Here is a 19,500-nt window from a genome sequence, read left to right as displayed (position 1 = left end):
ATTGGAATAGATTATTTAGGAGGCGTTGGAACATGGCACAAGTAACATTCGGGGGTTCCCCAGTCACATTAGTAGGACAAGAAGTAAAAGTAGGCGACAAAGCACCAGATTTTAAAGTGCTTGATAACAGTCGTACTGCAAAAACATTAGCAGATTACGCTGGTAAAAAAGTATTAATTAGCGTTGTCCCTTCATTAGACACTGGCGTATGTGATCAACAAACACGCAAATTCAATGAAGCAGCTAGCGAACTAGGTGATGAGTACAAAGTTTTAACAATCTCTGTAGATCTTCCATTCGCACAAAAACGTTGGTGCGGTAATGCAGGTGTTGAAAATGTTGAAACACTATCAGATCACTATGCAGTTTCATTCGGTGATGCTTATGGCGTACACATGAAAGAACACCGCTTACTAGCTCGCTCAATCTTCGTGATTAACGAAGCTGGTGAAGTAACATATGTGGAATACGTATCAGAAGGTACGAACCACCCAGATTACGATAAAGCGCTAGAAGCATTAAAAGCACTTTAATCGAGATCGTACTTAAGTTGTGAAGGAGATGTCCTCGTTGATTTTTGGCAGGACATCTTTTTCACGTTTAAAGGAGAATTTAGTTAACGATGGAAAATATAGAACAATTATTCAATTTTATCGATACAAAAGCAGTTGCATTACAACAAGCCGAAAACGTGACATATTTAGAAGGTGTATTAGAAGCGCTGAATGCGTGGTTAGACGGTGAAGCTCCAGAAGGCGAATGGGACCGCAATGACATTCGTAAAGGGATTCAATTAGCACTGTTAAAAGGAATGCGTGAAAGCGTTCAAGTAAACCACCAAATGACACCTGATTCACTTGGATTACTTGTCGGTTATTTAGTCGAACAATTTTTCGAAGATACATTTGCTAAAAATGAATCGATTACAGTATTAGACCCAGCAATCGGTACAGGTAACTTATTATTAACAGTGATGAACTTAATCGGTGATAAAGTAACAGGCGCAGGCGTTGAGCTGGACGATTTATTAATTCAAATTTCCGCAGCCTCAGCAGATTTACAACAACAACCAGTGGCGTTATATCACCAAAACGCATTACTACCATTGTTAATTGACCCAGTTGATGCAGTCGTTTGTGACGTGCCAGTCGGTTACTATCCAGATGAAGAATATGCGAATGCGAACTATACGATTCATGCTGAGAGTGGCATGACGTACGCACATCACTTATTTATCGAGAAGTCAATCAACCAATTACGTGATGGCGGTTATGCCTTTTTCTTAGTGCCAAGTAACATTTTTGAATCAGAACAAGCACGTCAATTGTTCTCGTATGTGAAAACGAATACGTGGATTCAAGCGGTTATTCAATTACCGAGCACGTTGTTCAAAAAAGAAGAAATGTCAAAAAGCATTTTCGTATTACAAAAGAAATCAGAACAAGACAAACCTGTTAAAGATGTATTGTTAGCGAAAGTCCCAAGTTTATCCAATCCAGAAGCGTTAGAGCAATTTTTCTACCGCGTACGTCAATGGAAAAAAGACGAAGGTAAATAAAAAGCTATATAAAAAGGATGCCCTCCCCAGGGCATCCTTTTTTGTAGCTTAAATTGGCAAGTATTATGCGTCTAGATCGCCAGGTGTGCGTACGACTAATACGTCACATTTCGCAGAGCGAACGATGTTAGCAGATACAGACCCGATTAAGAAACGTTCAACAGCATTTAAACCTGTTGCGCCGCAAATGATTAAGTCAGCTTCTGTTTTTTGAGAAATTTCTTTTGTAATCATCGTTTTCGGTGAACCGTATTCGATGACTGCTTCAGCACGAACGCCTGCTTGTTCAGCTTCCGCTTTGTACTCAGCTAATTTCTCTTCCGCAAATTCCTTCGCACGTTCTTGAATTGAACGGTCGTAAGCTTCAATTGCAGCGAATGAACGCGTATCGATAATGTTTACTAAGTGTAATGTTGCATCATTACGTTTTGCGACCTCAATTGCTTTGTGGAATGCAAATTTTGCTTCGTCTGAACCATCTACTGCTACTACGATATTGTTATAAGTTGCCATACTTTATTCCTCCCTACCTGTTATACCCACATTATAGCATTATCTTCCAAAAAAGACATACGTAAAATTGACAGAACGATGAAGGAATATTGAACAAGTTGTGCACAAAAACTTTTATAACATATTAAAAATAAATCCAAATTGTTGACGAAAGTTGATGAATACCAAAAATACATTATTTAGAAATAATTCATAAAAAAGGGTGTCTAAAGTTTTTTTGCATGTTACAATAGATTTGTTTAAAAGAAATGGAAACGCTTACGAAATTGATTCAATGGAGGCTTGATGGAAATGATTATTGGTGTACCTAAAGAAGTAAAAAACAATGAAAATCGTGTCGCGATGACCCCGGCAGGTGTTGTACATTTAACATCGTTCGGTCATGAAGTAGTGATTGAAAAGGGCGCGGGTGCAGGATCTTCATTTACAGATGATGAGTATGTTGTAGCAGGTGCACGTATTGTCGATACAGCCGCAGAAGCATGGGACGTCGAGATGGTCATGAAAGTAAAAGAACCAATTGCGCAAGAATACGATTTCTTTAAAGAAGGGCTCATTTTATTTACGTATTTACATTTAGCGCCAGAGCCAGCGTTAACGAAAGCATTAATCGATCGTAAAGTTATTGCGATTGCTTACGAAACGGTGCAATTACCGAATGGTTCGTTGCCATTACTAACACCGATGAGTGAAGTAGCGGGACGTATGGCCACACAAATTGGCGCACAATATTTAGAAAAAATAAATGGTGGCAAAGGCGTGCTATTAAGTGGTGTACCAGGCGTTGAACGTGGAAAAGTAGTGATTATCGGTGGTGGTCAAGCAGGAGAAAACGCTGCGAAAATTGCAGTCGGTATGGGGGCACAAGTAACGATTTTAGACATTAATCCAGCGCGCTTACGTGAACTCGATTTATTGTTTGGTAACAATATTCAAACGCTTATGTCCAATCCGTTTAACATTGCTAAAGCTGTCGCGGAAGCCGATCTTGTCATTGGCGCTGTGCTTATTCCAGGCGCGAAAGCACCAACGCTCGTCACAGAAGAAATGATTCGTGCGATGTCACCAGGTTCTGTAATTGTCGATATTGCGATTGACCAAGGCGGTATTTTTGCGACGACGGATCGCGTAACGACACATGATGACCCAACGTACGTAAAGCACGGCGTCGTTCATTATGCCGTAGCAAATATGCCAGGTGCCGTACCGCGTACGTCAACGATTGCATTGACAAATGACACGATTCCATACGCCGTACAAATCGCCAACAAAGGATATGAACGTGCGTTATTAGAAAATGAAGCTTTGAAAAAAGGCTTAAACGTTGCGAATGGTTATGTGACATTTGAAGCGGTTGCAGAGGCACTCGGCTATGATTATATTTCAGCAGATGTCGTATTGAATCATTAAAAAAAGCGCTCGCAGTTGCGGGCGCTTTTTCATACATATCATTATTTTGGTTCGATAATTTGAAGTTCTTTCGGGAATGACGTTAATACTTCAACGCCATCAGCTGTTACGTATACATCATCTTCGATACGTACGCCGGCAGCATCGCCTTTATAAATACCAGGTTCGATTGTGAAGACCATACCTTCAACAACTTCTTTTTCGTTCGCACCGTGCATAGATGGTTCTTCATGCACGCTAATGCCTAAGCCGTGGCCCATACGGTGTGTATAGTATTCGCCATAACCAGCTGCTTCGATAACGTCACGAGAAGTTTTATCTAAATCCATTGCGCGTACGCCAGGTTTTACAGCTTTAATTGCGGCTTCGTTTGAGGCACGAACTGTTTCATAAATAGTACGTTGTTCTTCAGTACGTGGTTCTCCGAATGCAACGGTACGTGTAATATCTGAGCAGTAACCTTCATATACGACACCAAGGTCAAATAATACGAGGTCACCTTTTTGGATTTTTGTGTTACCAGGTGTACCGTGTGGAGACGCGGCGTTTAAGCCTGTTAATACCATTGTGTCGAATGACATGTAGTAACCTTTTTTCAAAATTGCTGCTTCAATTGCAGATAACACTTCGATTTCGGTTTTTCCTTCTGCTAATTCGTCGCAACCGACTTGAATCGCATAGTCTGCAAGTTTTGCAGCTTCACGCATTTTTTGTAGTTCGTCAGCAGATTTTACAAGGCGCATATCAGCGATTTTTTTGTCTAAGCCGACAACTTGTACGCCCGTAAACATGCTTTCAAGTAATTCTAAACGTTCAACTGTTACGTGTGATTTTTCGATTGCAAGTGTTTGAATGCTTGCGTATTGTGCAGCAGTGTCACGTAAAATTTCCCAAGCGTTTTGTTGGTCATCGTGGCCAACAGCCTTAAAGTTCCAACCTGCAGCAAGTGCATCTGGTACTTCCATTTTAGGGCAAATCATAAATGGTTCGGCATCTTTAAATACCATTACCCCTAATAAACGCTCGTGTGGGTCGCTTTTAAAACCTGATAAGTAAAATACGTTGTCAGGTGTTGTAATAAATGCGGCATCAATATTTTGTTCCTTTAAATAAGTTTGAATCATTTCTACTTTAGTAGCCAATGAAAAACCCTCCTTACGAAAATTGGATTGTCCTCACACATAATGGGTATAAGTTAAAAGGACGCAAATGTTCATTCCTTTTATGTTATATGCATAATGCTCATCCAATAGTGTAACAAAAAAAAGGGAAATTGAATAACTGCAAAGAATTAAATATAGTAATACTGTTATTAAAAAATGTTGTAGTAGGGGGAGAAAAAATGAAAGTTTCTTATCATGGACATTCCGTTGTCAAAATTGAAACGAATGGGAAAACGATTTTAATCGATCCTTTTATTAATGGAAATGATTTAACGGATTTAAAAGTAGAAGATCAACGTGTCGACGTCATTATTTTGACGCACGGACATAACGACCACGTCGGCGATACGGAAGCAATTGCGAAAGCGAATGACGCACTTGTCATTGCAACAGCAGAGCTTGCAACTTATTTATCGTGGCAAGGATTAAAAACCCATCCATTAAATATCGGTGGTGCAGCAACGTTTGATTTCGGTACAGTAAAATTAACACAAGCGTTCCATAGTGCTTCGTATACGACAGCAGACAATCAAATTATTTATACAGGGATGCCAGCGGGCGTGTTGTTATTTATTGAAGATAAAACGATTTATCATGCAGGGGATACGTCATTATTTAGCGATATGCAATTAATTGGCGAACGTCACCCAATTGATTTAGCATTTTTACCGATTGGTGATAACTTTACGATGGGGCCTGAAGATGCAGCGACTGCGGTTGAATTTTTAAAACCGAAAACAGTTGTACCAATTCATTACAATACGTTCCCGTATATCGTTCAAGACCCACAACAATTCGTCGATCTCGTTCATTCTGCGGAAGTAAAAGTGCTTTCAGCAGGAGATGCTGTCGAACTATAACAGGAAATTGGCTGAATAAAAGGTTTTTCAGCTTCAAAATGATATGACTAGAGTGAAATTATGGTACACTTAAAGGTAGAATGAAGTTGGAAATTAGGTGATTTTTTGGTTACAAAACATGAGAAAATTATTCAGTACATCGAATCTCTACCCGTTGGTGACAAGATTTCGGTGCGACAAATTGCAAAAGATATGTCGGTCAGTGAAGGGACAGCATATCGTGCGATTAAAGAAGCTGAAAACAGAAGACTTGTTAGTACGATTGAACGTGTAGGAACGATCCGTATTGAGAAGAAGAAAAAAGAAAATATCGAACGTTTAACGCTAGCTGAAATCGTCAACATCGTTGATGGCCAAGTGTTAGGTGGTAAAAGTGGTTTACACAAAACGTTAACAAAATTCGTCATCGGTGCGATGAAAATCGACGATATGATGCGCTATACCGATGCGGGTAGCTTATTAATCGTCGGGAACCGTAGCGATACACATGAAGCGGCATTAAAAGCGGGTGCAGCTGTATTAATTACTGGGGGCTTCGATGCATCAGATTCTACGAAAGCATTAGCCGATGAATTAGAATTACCGATCATTTCATCAAGCTACGATACGTTCACTGTAGCGACAATGATCAACCGTGCGATTTATGACCAATTAATTAAAAAAGAAATTTTATTAATTGAAGATATTGTCGTGCCGATTCAAGATACATCTTATTTAAAATCAACTGCGACGGTCGCAGATTTCAATGTGCTGAACTCACAAACGACACACGGTGGTTATCCAGTTGTTGATAAAAGCCAAAAAATCGTCGGCATCGTCACGTCAAAAGACGTCATCGGCAAGCAAGAAGAAGAATCAATTGATCGTCTGATGACACGTAACCCAATTACGGTCACGATGAAAACGAGTGTGGCAACGGCCGGACACCGTATGATTTGGGAAGGTATCGATTTATTACCAGTTGCAGATGACCATGGCGTACTGCAAGGTGTCGTGAGTCGTCAAGATGTGTTGAAAGCACTTCAAATGGCACAACGTCAACCGCAACATGGTGAAACGATTGATGATCTCGTGAAAAATGAAATTCAAATGACCGATGACTTTACAGATACGGTCGTTGATTTTACCGTCACACCGCAAATGACGAACCAATTCGGCGCCATTTCTTACGGTGCCTTTACGACAGTACTTGTTGAAGCAGGAGCGCAAGCGTTAAAGAAAACGAAGCGCGGTGAAAGCGTTGTGGAAAATATGACTGTATACTTCATGAAGCCTGTACAAATGGAAAAAGTCGTACATGTCGTACCACGCATTTTAAACTTAAGCCGTAAATTCGTGAAGATGGACTTTGAAGCATTTTCAGAAGACGTATTAGTCGCAAAAGCAATGATTACATTCCAATTACTAGAACGTTAATAAAAAGTAGACAAAATCGATTGAATCGGTGTTGTCTACTTTTTTCTATGTGGAAATTACTATAGAATAGAAGGAAATGAGTGTTTAGGGAGTGGAATTATGAAACAACAAATTATCGACAACATTGAAAAATATGACACGATTATTTTACATCGTCACGTACGCCCCGATGAAGATGCGTACGGTTCACAATTAGGCTTAGCTTCTTTATTACGCACGAATTATCCGCATAAACAAATTTTTACGACAGGACTACATAGCGCGCCATTAGACTATTTAGGTAAACCAACGGGCGTAGCAGATGAGACGTATGAAGGTGCGTTAGTCATTGTGACAGATACGGCGAATACAGATCGTATCGACGATAAGCGCTATACGAACGGTGCATATTTAATTAAAATTGACCATCATCCAAATGACGACCAATACGGTGACATGCGATGGGTCAATACAGACGCAAGTTCTTGTTCGGAAATGATTTTTGATTTAGCGAAGACAGCTGGTTGGACATTAACGGGTGAATCAGCACGTTTCCTATTCGCAGGAATTGTCGGTGATACAGGTCGATTCCAATTCCCAAGCACGACAGAGTTTACATTCAATACAGTTGCAGAATTAATCGAATATGATTTCGACCGTTCAGCATTATTCAATGGTATGTATGAAGTGTCTTGTAATGTATTACAGTTACAAGGCTACATTTATCAAAATTTCTCAATGAATAAAGACGGCGCAGGGTATATTAAATTAACAAAAGAAGTGTTAGACCGCTTTAATGTGACGGTAGAAGAAACAAATAACTTAGTCCCATCACTTGGTAATGCAAAAGGGATTATTGCCTGGGCAATGTTCGTAGAAGAAGCGGATCAAATCCGTGTTCGCCTACGTTCAAAAGGGCCAGTCATTAATACGATTGCGAAACAATTCCGTGGTGGCGGTCACCCTGTAGCAGCGGGCGCAACAATTTATGATTGGTCTGAAGCAGATGATGTTATTGCAGCAATCGAGGCAGTGTGTAAACAGCAGTAAAAGAAAGAGGTGGATACGATGAATGTCGTCTATACACAAATAGTTACGGCGCACGATATGCTACAAAGTACGATTCGTATCGAAGAACTCATAGCAAAAATGACACGTGAAAACGTCCAAATGGCAGCAATCACCAATTCAAAGCTTTACGGTGTGCTGCCTTTTTGGCATGCGATGACGAAAGCAGGATTAAAGCCGGTAATCGGTTTAACGTTACGTGTACAACTATCAACGATTCAACGTCAGCTCGTCGTCTACGCAAAAAATGACGTCGGCTATCAGCATTTATTAAAATTATCATCGGCAAGTTCTTTAAAAGAAGGCGCTGTGCCGCTGAAATGGTTAGAAGGTTACCGCGAAGGATTATGTGCGATGATTCCGCTAAGTGATGAATCTTGGCAATTAGATGTCAAAGATGACTTAATCGCATTAAAAGCATTGTGGCAAGAAGATTGTATCGCTGGCATTGCGCGTCCGAATGGCATCGCGAGTCACAATGAAGGATTTTATGAAGAGTTATGCGACAATATCGCATTAAAAATAGGGGCTACACATCGCAGTACATTTTTAGAACGTGAAGACGTACTCGCTTATGAAATTGCACAAGCAATCGACACCGGTCAAAAATTGGCGGATAAAGCACCATTATTAGCACATGAACAACATCAATTCGTTCCGACAGCATCAGATATGACGACGTGGTTTACAGACCGTTCATTATGGCTAACGCAAATGCATACGTTTTTATCCGCTTGTCATGTGACGTTGCCAACAACACATTTCCATATGCCGAAGTTTCCGACAGCAAGTAAAACGGCTGCCGAACTGCTAAAGGAACGTTGTCAACAAGGACTCGTCGCACGTTTCGGTGAGGTGACAGCACCGTATCAAGCACGCCTCGATTATGAACTATCGGTCATTACGAAAATGGGGTACGATGATTACTTTTTAATTGTCGCAGATTATATTGCCTACGCCCGTCAGAAAGGTATTTTGACAGGACCTGGTCGTGGTTCATCAGCGAGTTCATTAGTCGCTTATGCGATGCGGATTACCGATATCGACCCACTTGAATATGGCCTATTGTTCGAACGATTTTTAAATCCAGAACGTATTACGTTGCCAGATATCGATGTCGATTTCGCCGATCATCGACGCCAAGAAGTCATTCAATACGTTGCGAATAAATATGGCTCAAAATACGTGGCTCAAATTATTACGTTCGGGACGTTATCGGCAAAAGCTGTGCTACGAGACGTCGGTCGTATGTTTGGTTTATCGATGGAAGCATTATCGGAGCTATCATCGCTCGTCCCATCAAAACCAGGAACGACATTACAAATCGCATTAGACGGCCCGTTGCAACAATGGCGCCAACAGAGTGAGTTACATGAAAATATCGTGTCAGTTGCTTTACGGTTAGAAGGGCTGCCACGAAATGCATCGACGCATGCTGCGGGGGTTGTATTAGCACCAGAGCCACTCGTTGAAACGGTACCGATTGAGCAAGGACATGAAGGGCTTTATTTAACGCAATGGCCGATGCAAGAAGTCGAACAAGTCGGCTTACTGAAAATGGACTTTTTAGGGTTACGTAATTTAACGACACTTGAAATGATTCGCAATATGATTTATGCCGATATCGGTAAAACGCTTAAGTTTGAAAAAATTCCGATGCATGACGCTAAGACGTTTGATTTACTACGTCGTGGTGATACGCTCGGTGTGTTCCAATTAGAGTCGGAAGGCATGCGCGAGGCACTTCGTGAAATTCAGCCGACGCAGTTTACCGACTTAATTGCGATCAATGCATTGTATCGTCCAGGTCCGATGGCATTTATTCCATCGTATGCGAGAAGGAAACACGGTCAAGAAGCGGTCGACATGCCACACGAAGCGCTACGTCCTATTTTGGCTGAAACATACGGGATCATCGTCTATCAAGAACAAATTTTACAAATTGCTGCACGCTTTGCAGGCTTCTCGATGGGCGAGGCAGATTTACTGCGCCGTGCCGTTAGTAAGAAAAAACGTGAAACGCTCGACCAAGAACGGAAACATTTCGTCAGTGGTGCGATCCAGCAAGGATTTGATGAACGAATTGCAAATGACGTCTACGATTTAATCGTTCGCTTTGCCGATTACGGTTTCCCGAAATCTCACTCGGCAGCGTACAGTGTGATTACGTATCAAATGGCGTATTTAAAGGCGAATTTCGCCCCGTACTTTTATGCGGCAATGTTGTCATCTGTAATGGGTGATAAAGAAAAGACTGCACAACTGATGCAAGAAATGCGTCAAAAACAAATTGCACTATTACCGCCATCAATTACGAAAAGTGGGAAAGGTTTCCGCGTGGAGCAAGGGGCAATTCGTTATGCACTCGGCGCGATTAAAGGCGTACCGAATACGTTTTTAAACGAGCTCAAAAAGTTACAAAAAAATGACCAAGCAACGTGGCGCAACTTATATGAGATGGCGGCAGTTTTCCCAGCGCAGCATTTTAAAGAAAGCGCACTTGTACCCCTCATTAAAGCGGGTGCACTTGATGAATTTGGCAAAGATCGTGCCGTGTTACTTGCATCGGTGAAAGGTGCTATTGCGCAAGTTTCACTGCAAGCTGATTTAGTCGGTGAGAGCGACAATGCAGATGACTTTGCGTTGTTCGGGACTCCGAAATATGCGACGGCTGAACCGATGACTGAAAAAGAAAAGTTAGCGTACGAAAAAGAAGTACTCGGCTTTTATTTTTCTCCGCATCCGATTAAAACTTTAAAACGTCAAATGGCGATTGAAAGTCAGACGACAGCGCAGTTTCATGCGATGCGTCCAGAGTCGACGTGTCAAATTGTTGCGATGGTTCAGCAAAAAAAACAGATCCGTACGAAAAAAGGAGAACTGATGGCATTTTTACAATTAGAAGATGAAGAAGGTTCTTTATCAGCGACGATTTTCCCGAGAGATTACGGAGCAGTTGTCGATTGGGTAGATGTAGACGTGCCAGTCATTGCATATGGCAAAATTGAGCAACGTGGCGGTAAAAATCAGCTGATTATTAAACGTTTAGAGCAAGTTTTAGGAATTTAATATAAGACCAAGTACTAAAAACTGCGCCAAAAGCGCAGTTTTTTCTTTACGAACAATTATTTTTTATGTATGCTAATAAAAAGTGGTCAGACCACTTTTGTTAGCTATTTGCTAAGGAGCGATCAGAATGACATCAAATCAATCAAAAACAAAAGTGTTTATTGAAATCGTCAATGACCTACAAGCGATTATCCAACAAGAGGGGATCCGACCAGGAGACAAATTACCATCCGAGCGTGTGTTAGCGGAACGATTAGGCGTGGGGCGTTCATCGGTTCGTGAAGCATTGCGCAGTATGGAGTTATTAGGATTAATTCAAACGAAGCATGGTGGGGGGACGTATTTATCGGACTACCGCAATCATCAGCTCGTTGAAATACTCGGTAAATTTATTTTGCCGACAGAATCCGATATTGAACACGTATTTACGACGCAACGTATTTTGGAACGTGATGCAATTTGTACGGTCGTATTAGAAGACGACTTGCGAAAGCTACCCGTATGGGAAAGCTTGCTACATATGGTCATTGAAGATCAGGAAATTGTACGCGAAGACATCGTCAGAGAAATTATCGTCGCTGCGAACAATCGACTCGTTTATAAAATGTGGCTGTTGTTAAATCAACATGCTCAACGACCGTACAAAGGCACATCGACAGCAACAGAAAAGGTCCATTTAGAACGATTTTTAAGCAATTTACGTATGGGACAGCCAACGCTCGCGCTAGAGGCGTATGAGCATTGGGTGGAGGCATTAGTGAAGGAGCGAGAACGGAATGAACATTCGAGAGATTTTTAAAAAAGGTAAAAAGAAAAAGCATTTTACGATGCCGCATGACGATGCGCGTTTGAAAGAAGAACTAACGAAATGTGAATCATGTAACCACGTGATGCGCAAAACGGAATTAGCCGCTTCATTGTACGTCTGTGATCGTTGTGGATATCACCATAAAATGCATGCACCTGACCGTTTAGCGATAACGTTAGATGCTGGCACATTTAAAGCATTTGATGCGGATTTACATACCGCAAATCCATTACAATTCCCTGGGTATTTAGAAAAAGTAAAAGCCGATCAAGAAAAAACAGGTTTGGCAGAAGCAATCGTGACAGGTCAAGGAAAAATTGACGGACGAACAGTTGTCGTCGCTGTGATGGATGCTCATTTTCGCATGGGATCGATGGGATCAGTCGTAGGGGAGAAAATTACACGCGCCATTGAACGCGCAACAGATTTAGGGGTACCGTTTATTATTTTCACCGCAAGTGGCGGCGCACGTATGCAAGAAGGGGTATTGTCATTAATGCAAATGGCAAAAACGAGCGTAGCACTTAAACGTCATGCAAATCACGGACAATTATTTATTTCTGTGATGACGCATCCAACGACGGGCGGTGTATCTGCAAGTTTCGCATCTGTCGGAGATATTAATATCGCTGAACCACAAGCGCTAATCGGCTTTGCGGGTCGACGCGTCATTGAGCAAACAGTTCGTGAAAAATTGCCGGACGATTTCCAAACAGCAGAATTTTTATTAGCGCATGGTCAGCTAGATGCAATCGTTGCACGTAGCGATATGCGTCAAACGTTATCGACAATTGTGAAGTTACATACGAAGGAGGAGCGCTAAATGTCTAAGCCATTACCTTTCGAAAAACCACTCGTTGAATTACGAGCAAAAATTGATGAATTGAAAAAAATGACGACTTCTGAATCATTTGATTTCACCGATGAAATCGAGCAATTAGAAAGTCGTTTCAACCAGCTAGAGCACAATATTTATACGAATTTAAAACCGTGGGATCGCGTGCAAGTAGCACGTGTCGCAGAACGTCCGACGACACTCGATTACGTGCAGTACATTTTTGATGATTTTATCGAACTACATGGTGATCGCCATTTCGGTGACGATGAAGCATTAATTGGTGGTATTGCATCGTTAAACGGTCAAGCTGTTACGGTCATTGGTCATCAACGTGGTCGTGATACGAAAGAGAACGTACGTCGTAATTTCGGTATGCCACATCCAGAAGGTTATCGCAAAGCATTGCGCTTAATGAAACAGGCGGAAAAATTCCACCGTCCAATCATTTGCTTCATCGATACGAAAGGGGCTTATCCTGGTAGCCAAGCCGAAATGCGCGGTCAAAGTGAAGCAATCGCACGCAACCTTGTCGAAATGGCTGGACTCACTGTGCCAATCATTAGTGTCGTCATTGGTGAAGGTGGTAGTGGCGGTGCGCTAGCAATCGGCGTAGCGAACCATCTACACATGTTGACGAACGCAACATTTTCGGTCATTTCACCAGAAGGCGCGGCGTCAATTTTATGGCGCGACGGTTCGAAAGCACAGCAAGCAGCAGAAGCGATGCGCATTACAGCACCGGATCTTTTAGAGATGGATATTATCGATAGTATTATTCCAGAAGTATTAGGTGGGGCACATAAAGACCCTCAAGCCCAAGCAGCACTTTTAAAAGATGCGCTTGAAAAGTCAATAAACACGCTACGTACACTAAACGAGGAACAATTAATTGAGCAACGTTATAAAAAATATCGTGAAATCGGTATTTTTACACAATAATTATTTCCAAATCGTTCATAAATGAGTATGATAGAACATAGGGAGAGATGTTAGACCTCATACAAGATTTTTCTCGAAAAGGTTTAAATTATCTCGATAAATGATAGGCTGAATGAAGGCAACTCGTCTCATTCAGCCCGTCTTTGTTTTAACTGACTAACAGGGGGTCATCCGATGAAGAAAATTGGTGTGTTAACAAGTGGCGGCGATTCACCCGGTATGAATGCTGCGGTGCGTGCAGTCGTACGTAAAGCAATCTATCATGATATGGAAGTTTACGGGATTTACCAAGGCTATCAAGGATTGATTGATGGCAACATGAAGCCACTAGAGCTTGGAGACGTAGGGGATATTATCCAACGTGGAGGTACCGTTCTACATTCAGCTCGTTGTTTATCGTTTAAAGAGGATGCAGTACAGCTAGAAGCAATTGAACAATTGAAAGCAAAAGGTATTGAAGGACTTGTTGTCGTAGGGGGCGACGGTTCTTACCGCGGTGCGCTTGCACTTACTGAAAAAGGTTTTCCAGCGGTCGGTGTACCGGGAACAATCGATAACGATATTCGTGGTACAGATTATACGATCGGTTTCGATACAGCGCTCAATACGGTCGTTGAAGCGATTGATAAAATTCGTGATACAGCAACGTCTCACGATCGTACGTTTATTATTGAAGTGATGGGGCGCGATGCGGGAGATATCGCGCTTTGGACAGGTCTTGCTGGTGGTGCAGAAACGATTCTCGTACCAGAAGTAAAAGATGATATCGATGAAATGGTACGTCGCTTACAACGCGGGAAAGCGCGTGGGAAAAAGCACAGTATTATTGTCGTCGCGGAAGGCGTTATGTCAGGAACAGATTTACAAAATAAATTAAATGAAAAAGGTATTGATACACATGTGTCGGTGTTAGGTCATATTCAACGCGGTGGCTCACCGACAGCGCGAGACCGCGTGTTGGCAAGTATGATGGGTGCACATGCTGTGGAAGTATTAATGCAAGATATGGGAGGCCGCGCTATTGGTATCCGCAACCAAGTGGTGGTAGACTATGATTTGAAAGAAGTATTTGAAACAGAGCATCATTTAAATCAAGCAATGTATACATTATCAAAAGAGTTATCTATCTAAATTTATGGGAGTGTTCAGCGAATGAGAAAAACGAAAATTGTATGTACGATTGGTCCAGCAAGTGAATCACACGAAACACTAGTAAAATTAATCGAATCAGGTATGAACGTTGCACGACTTAACTTTTCACATGGCTCGCACGAAGAGCATGCGGCACGTATCGAAGCGATTCGTAACGCTGCAAAAGAAACAGGTAAAATCGTCGGGATTTTATTAGATACGAAAGGACCTGAAATTCGTACGCACAACATGGAAAATGATGCGATCGAGCTCGTAACAGGTCAAACAATTGATATTTCAATGACAGAAGTACTTGGCACAACAGAAGTATTTTCAATCACATATGAAAAATTAATTGAAGATGTCACAGAAGGATCAATCATTTTATTAGATGATGGCTTAATTGAATTGCGTGTGACAGGCAAAGACGATGCAAAAGGATTAATTCATACAGTTGTTGAAAATGCCGGTACACTTAAAAATAAAAAAGGCGTCAACGTACCAGGCGTCTCTGTACAATTACCAGGGATTACAGAGAAAGATGCATCAGATATTGAATTTGGGATTGGACAAGGAGTAGACTTCATCGCTGCTTCATTCGTTCGTCGCGCTTCTGACGTATTAGAAATTCGTAAAATTTTAGAAAAACACGATGCGCATATTCGTATCATTCCTAAAATTGAAAACCAAGAAGGCGTAGATAACATTGATGAAATTCTTCAAGTATCAGACGGTTTAATGGTTGCACGTGGTGACCTTGGCGTAGAAATTCCTGCTGAAGAAGTACCAGTCGTACAAAAAAGTTTAATTCATAAATGTAACCGTCTTGGTAAACCAGTTATTACAGCGACACAAATGCTAGACTCAATGCAACGTAATCCACGTCCGACACGTGCCGAAGCAAGTGACGTTGCGAATGCGATTTTAGACGGTACAGATGCGATCATGTTATCAGGTGAAACAGCTGCTGGTTTATATCCAGTAGAATCTGTGCAAACGATGCACAAAATTGCATCACGTATTGAAGATACGTTAAATCATAAAGAAATCGTTCGTGCGCGTAGCAAACAAAACGGTTCAACGATGACAGAAGCGATCGCACAATCCGTTGCATACACATCATTAAATTTACAAGTATCTGCGATTTTAGCGCCAACTGAAAGTGGTGCAACAGCACGCGCTATTGCGAAATATCGTCCTGGTGTGTCAGTTGTTGCTGTTACATCTTCAGATCAAACGAGTCGTCAACTGACACTCGTTTGGGGCGTTCAACCGTTAACAGCACCAAAAGTAACATCTACCGATGAAGTACTTGAAATTGCTGTTCAAAAAGCACTAGAAAGTGAAGTTGTTAAATATGGTGACTTAGTTGTCATTACAGCAGGCGTACCAGTAGGAGAAGCCGGCACGACAAACTTAATGAAAGTACACATGATTGGCGATAAATTAACGAAAGGCCAAGGTATTGGAAAAGCTACAACGAACGGGAAAGCACTTGTCGTTCGTAATGCAGAAGAAGCGTTAGGGGAAGATGCGACAGGTCGCATTATCGTCACAATCGGTTCAGACCGTGAGATGATGCCAGCTATTGAAAAATGCGCTGGTTTAATTACCGAAGAAGGCGGTTTAACATCACACGCTGCAGTCGTTGGTTTATCACTTGGTATTCCAGTAATCGTCGGTGTGAAAGATGCAACGAAAATTATTGAGCAAGGTCAAGAAATCTCAATGGACGCTACATCAGGCGTTATTTATAAAGGCTATTCTAGCATTTTATAATCAAAATATTATAATGAAAAAGCGAATGTTAAATTTTTAACATTCGCTTTTGTTTTGTTCGATTTTTGATAAAATGTGAAGAAAATAATGAAATGAACGAGCATCAACAATGTTTATGACAGCTTAAAAAACATTTATAGGTATTTTCTGAATGGCACACGTTAGGAGGTAAAATGTAACTTTTTATTTCAAAATTCCCATTAATGAACCATTTATTGATATATTTATCATCTAGATAAAAGCATATTTTTATGCGAAAATGTTGAAAATATCTATTAAAAACGCTGAATCTATAAAAACATCGCTTTTAATTCACAAATAAGACAAAATTGATTATAATAAACCATGTAAGCGATTTACTTATAGAATCATATAATTTTTTTGGGGTGATGAACGACTCAGAAGAGTTGTCATCACAAATACTTATGATATGAATAGGAGCGATATTACTATGGCATCAACTAAAGGTTTAGAAGGTATCGTAGCAGCAGAAACAAAAGTAAGCTCAATTATTGACGACAAACTTACATACGTAGGTTACAGCATCGATGATTTAGCTGAAAACGCATCATTTGAAGAAGTGGTATTCTTACTATGGAACACTCGTCTTCCAAACGCACAAGAATTAGCAGAATTAAAAGCAGAATTAGCTGCAAACATGGAAATCCCATCAGCAATTACTGACTTATTCAAAGCTATGCCACTTGATCAAGTGCATCCAATGGCTGCTCTACGTACAGCAATCTCAATGTTAGGAACATTCGACGAAGAAGCTGACGTAATGGAAGAAAAAGCAAACTACCGTAAAGCGATTCGCCTGCAAGCAAAAATCGGTACTGTTGTAACTACTTTCGCACGTATCCGTAACGGTCAAGAACCAGTAGCACCTAAAGCAGATCTTAGCTACGCAGCTAACTTCTTATACATGCTAAAAGGTACTGAACCAGAAGCAATCGAAATCGAAGCATTCAACAAAGCTTTAGTTCTTCACGCTGACCACGAATTAAACGCTTCTACATTCACTGCACGTGTATGTGTAGCTACATTATCTGATATCTATTCAGGTATCACTGCAGCTATCGGCGCATTAAAAGGTCCATTACACGGCGGCGCGAACGAACAAGTTATGAAAATGTTAACTGAAATCGGTTCTATCGATAACGTTGAATCTTGGGTACAAGATAAATTAGACAACAAAGTGAAAATCATGGGCTTCGGTCACCGCGTATACCGCACTGGCGATCCTCGTGCACCACACTTACGTAAAATGTCTGAAAAACTTACTAAATTAACTGGTAAACCAGAACTTTACGATATGTCAGTGAAAATCCACGACATGATCTGGGAACAAAAACACTTACCTGCAAACGTGGACTTCTTCTCAGCATCAGTTTATGATTCACTAGGTATTGAACACGATTTATTCACACCAGTATTCGCTGTATCACGTACAGCTGGTTGGTCTGCACACATTTTAGAACAATACGCAAACAACCGCTTAATCCGTCCACGTGCTGAGTACGTAGGACCTGCTGGTTTACAAAAATACGTACCAGTTGAAGAACGCTAATAAATTTAGCGAATTTGGGCTTAAAAGCGAAATACTTGAAAGCAACTGTATGATATAATGTAATTGTCATTGGGCTTGGGACCTTTTGGACCAAGCCCATGATTGTGATATATAATTTAGGAGGCGTAATTTACATGGCAAAAATTACTATGGAAAACAACGTATTAAACGTACCAAACAATCCAACAATCCCATTCATCATTGGTGACGGTATCGGTCCTGATATCTGGCACGCAGCTTCTCGCGTTATCGACGCAGCTGTGAAAAAAGCTTACAATGGCGAAAAAACAATCGAATGGTTAGAAGTTTTAGCTGGTGAAAAAGCATTCAACGCTACAGGCGAATGGTTACCACAAGAAACTTTAGACAAAATCAACGAATACTTAATCGCTATCAAAGGTCCTCTTACAACTCCAATCGGTGGCGGTATCCGTTCATTAAACGTAGCATTACGTCAAACTCTTGACTTATATGTATGCTTACGTCCTGTACGTCACTTCGAAGGTGTACCATCACCAGTTAAAAAACCAGAAGACGTTGACATGGTAATCTTCCGTGAAAACACTGAAGATATCTACGCTGGTATCGAATACAAAGCTGGTTCAGACGAACAAAAGAAATTATTAAACTTCTTACAAACTGAACTAGGTGTTAACAAAATCCGCTTCCCAGAAACTTCAGGTTTAGGTATTAAACCAGTTTCTAAAGAAGGTACTGAGCGTTTAGTTCGCGCTGCAATCAACTATGCAATCGAACACAACAAACCAACTGTTACTCTAGTACACAAAGGTAACATCATGAAATTCACTGAAGGTGGATTCAAACAATGGGGTTACGATCTTGCTGAAGCAGAATTCGGCGATAAAGTATTCACTTGGGCTCAATACGATAAAATCAAAGAAGCAGAAGGCACAGACGCTGCAAACAAAGCACAAGCTGACGCTGAAGCTGCTGGCAAAATCATCGTAAAAGATTCTATCGCAGATATCTTCTTACAACAAATCCTTACTCGTCCGAAAGAATTCGACGTAGTAGCAACTATGAACTTAAACGGTGACTACATCTCTGACGCATTAGCTGCTCAAGTAGGTGGTATCGGTATCGCACCAGGCGCGAACATCAACTACGTAACTGGTCACGCTATCTTCGAAGCTACTCACGGTACAGCTCCTAAATATGCTGGTCAAGATAAAGTTAACCCTTCATCAGTATTACTTTCAGGCGTATTAATGCTTGAACACTTAGGCTGGCAAGAAGCTGCTGACGCTATCACTGCATCAGTAGAAAAAACAATCGCTTCTAAAGTTGTAACTTACGACTTCGCACGTCTAATGGACGGCGCTACAGAAGTGAAATGCTCTGAGTTCGCTGACGAATTAATCAAAAACCTTTAATTTTT

The 19,500-nt window shown here is 41.1% G+C and carries 16 protein-coding genes; 14 read left to right on the top strand and 2 right to left on the bottom strand.

What is annotated here, in order from left to right; genetic code table 11:
- Positions 1-32: 32 nt before the first annotated feature.
- Together tpx and KMHG_RS07180 are read left to right on the top strand one after the other, a co-directional pair.
- On the top strand, positions 33-533 hold the full coding sequence (gene tpx / locus KMHG_RS07185; protein WP_010288296.1) for a thiol peroxidase: 501 nt from the start codon (positions 33-35) through the stop codon (positions 531-533).
- 89 nt (positions 534-622) lie between these two features.
- A complete protein-coding gene (locus KMHG_RS07180) occupies positions 623-1,558 on the top strand; it encodes a class I SAM-dependent methyltransferase (RefSeq protein ID WP_010288293.1) in 936 nt (311 codons plus the stop codon).
- Positions 1,559-1,621: 63 nt separating this feature from the next.
- Here the strand turns inward: KMHG_RS07180 and KMHG_RS07175 are convergent, their stop codons facing one another.
- Positions 1,622-2,071 (bottom strand): universal stress protein, encoded by a 450-nt coding sequence (locus KMHG_RS07175; RefSeq protein WP_010288291.1) that lies wholly within the window; start codon positions 2,069-2,071, stop codon positions 1,622-1,624.
- A gap of 291 nt (positions 2,072-2,362) precedes the next feature.
- On the opposite strand from KMHG_RS07175, the gene ald reads away from it, so the two are divergent.
- Positions 2,363-3,481, top strand: a complete 1,119-nt coding sequence (gene ald / locus KMHG_RS07170; RefSeq protein ID WP_010288290.1) for an alanine dehydrogenase — start codon at positions 2,363-2,365, stop codon at positions 3,479-3,481.
- Positions 3,482-3,522: 41 nt separating this feature from the next.
- Here ald and KMHG_RS07165 read toward each other — a convergent pair whose 3' ends face one another.
- The gene (locus KMHG_RS07165) at positions 3,523-4,605 is read right to left on the bottom strand and encodes a M24 family metallopeptidase (RefSeq protein WP_044504497.1); all 1,083 of its coding nucleotides are present in this window, start codon (positions 4,603-4,605) and stop codon (positions 3,523-3,525) included.
- A gap of 218 nt (positions 4,606-4,823) precedes the next feature.
- Between KMHG_RS07165 and KMHG_RS07160 the strand changes: the two genes are divergently transcribed.
- The 11 genes from KMHG_RS07160 (at position 4,824) to icd (ending at position 19,495) form a co-directional block, all read left to right on the top strand.
- Positions 4,824-5,504 (top strand): metal-dependent hydrolase, encoded by a 681-nt coding sequence (locus tag KMHG_RS07160; RefSeq protein WP_010288288.1) that lies wholly within the window; start codon positions 4,824-4,826, stop codon positions 5,502-5,504.
- 105 nt (positions 5,505-5,609) lie between these two features.
- Positions 5,610-6,920, top strand: coding sequence for a DRTGG domain-containing protein (locus tag KMHG_RS07155; RefSeq protein WP_010288287.1), 1,311 nt, complete (start codon positions 5,610-5,612; stop codon positions 6,918-6,920).
- A 99-nt stretch (positions 6,921-7,019) separates the two neighbouring features.
- Positions 7,020-7,949, top strand: a complete 930-nt coding sequence (locus KMHG_RS07150) for a DHH family phosphoesterase (RefSeq protein ID WP_010288284.1) — start codon at positions 7,020-7,022, stop codon at positions 7,947-7,949.
- 18 nt (positions 7,950-7,967) lie between these two features.
- Complete coding sequence (gene dnaE / locus KMHG_RS07145; RefSeq protein ID WP_010288283.1) at positions 7,968-11,036, top strand: DNA polymerase III subunit alpha; 3,069 nt, start codon at positions 7,968-7,970, stop codon at positions 11,034-11,036.
- 127 nt (positions 11,037-11,163) lie between these two features.
- A complete protein-coding gene (locus KMHG_RS07140; RefSeq protein ID WP_010288282.1) occupies positions 11,164-11,835 on the top strand; it encodes a FadR/GntR family transcriptional regulator in 672 nt (223 codons plus the stop codon).
- Entirely contained in the window at positions 11,813-12,667 is an 855-nt protein-coding gene (accD, locus tag KMHG_RS07135) for an acetyl-CoA carboxylase, carboxyltransferase subunit beta (protein WP_010288281.1), read from the top strand. The genes KMHG_RS07140 and accD overlap by 23 nt, the downstream gene beginning before the upstream one ends.
- Complete coding sequence (locus tag KMHG_RS07130; RefSeq protein ID WP_010288280.1) at positions 12,668-13,621, top strand: acetyl-CoA carboxylase carboxyltransferase subunit alpha; 954 nt, start codon at positions 12,668-12,670, stop codon at positions 13,619-13,621.
- Positions 13,622-13,795: 174 nt separating this feature from the next.
- Positions 13,796-14,752 carry a 6-phosphofructokinase gene (gene pfkA / locus KMHG_RS07125; protein ID WP_010288278.1) on the top strand — a complete coding sequence of 319 codons (957 nt, stop codon included), beginning with the start codon at positions 13,796-13,798 and terminating at the stop codon, positions 14,750-14,752.
- 21 nt (positions 14,753-14,773) lie between these two features.
- The gene (pyk, locus tag KMHG_RS07120; RefSeq protein WP_010288276.1) at positions 14,774-16,531 is read left to right on the top strand and encodes a pyruvate kinase; all 1,758 of its coding nucleotides are present in this window, start codon (positions 14,774-14,776) and stop codon (positions 16,529-16,531) included.
- Positions 16,532-16,982: 451 nt separating this feature from the next.
- Positions 16,983-18,101 (top strand): citrate synthase, encoded by a 1,119-nt coding sequence (gene citZ / locus KMHG_RS07115; protein WP_010288275.1) that lies wholly within the window; start codon positions 16,983-16,985, stop codon positions 18,099-18,101.
- 134 nt (positions 18,102-18,235) lie between these two features.
- On the top strand, positions 18,236-19,495 hold the full coding sequence (gene icd, locus KMHG_RS07110) for an NADP-dependent isocitrate dehydrogenase (protein ID WP_010288274.1): 1,260 nt from the start codon (positions 18,236-18,238) through the stop codon (positions 19,493-19,495).
- Positions 19,496-19,500 lie beyond the last annotated feature (5 nt).

Origin of the sequence: Kurthia massiliensis (genome assembly GCF_000285555.1) — a bacterium.
GTDB classification, from domain to species: Bacteria; Bacillota; Bacilli; order Bacillales_A; family Planococcaceae; genus Kurthia; species Kurthia massiliensis.
The sequence above is the reverse complement of the archived record's forward strand: the minus strand, read 5'-3'. Positions and strand labels throughout refer to the sequence as shown.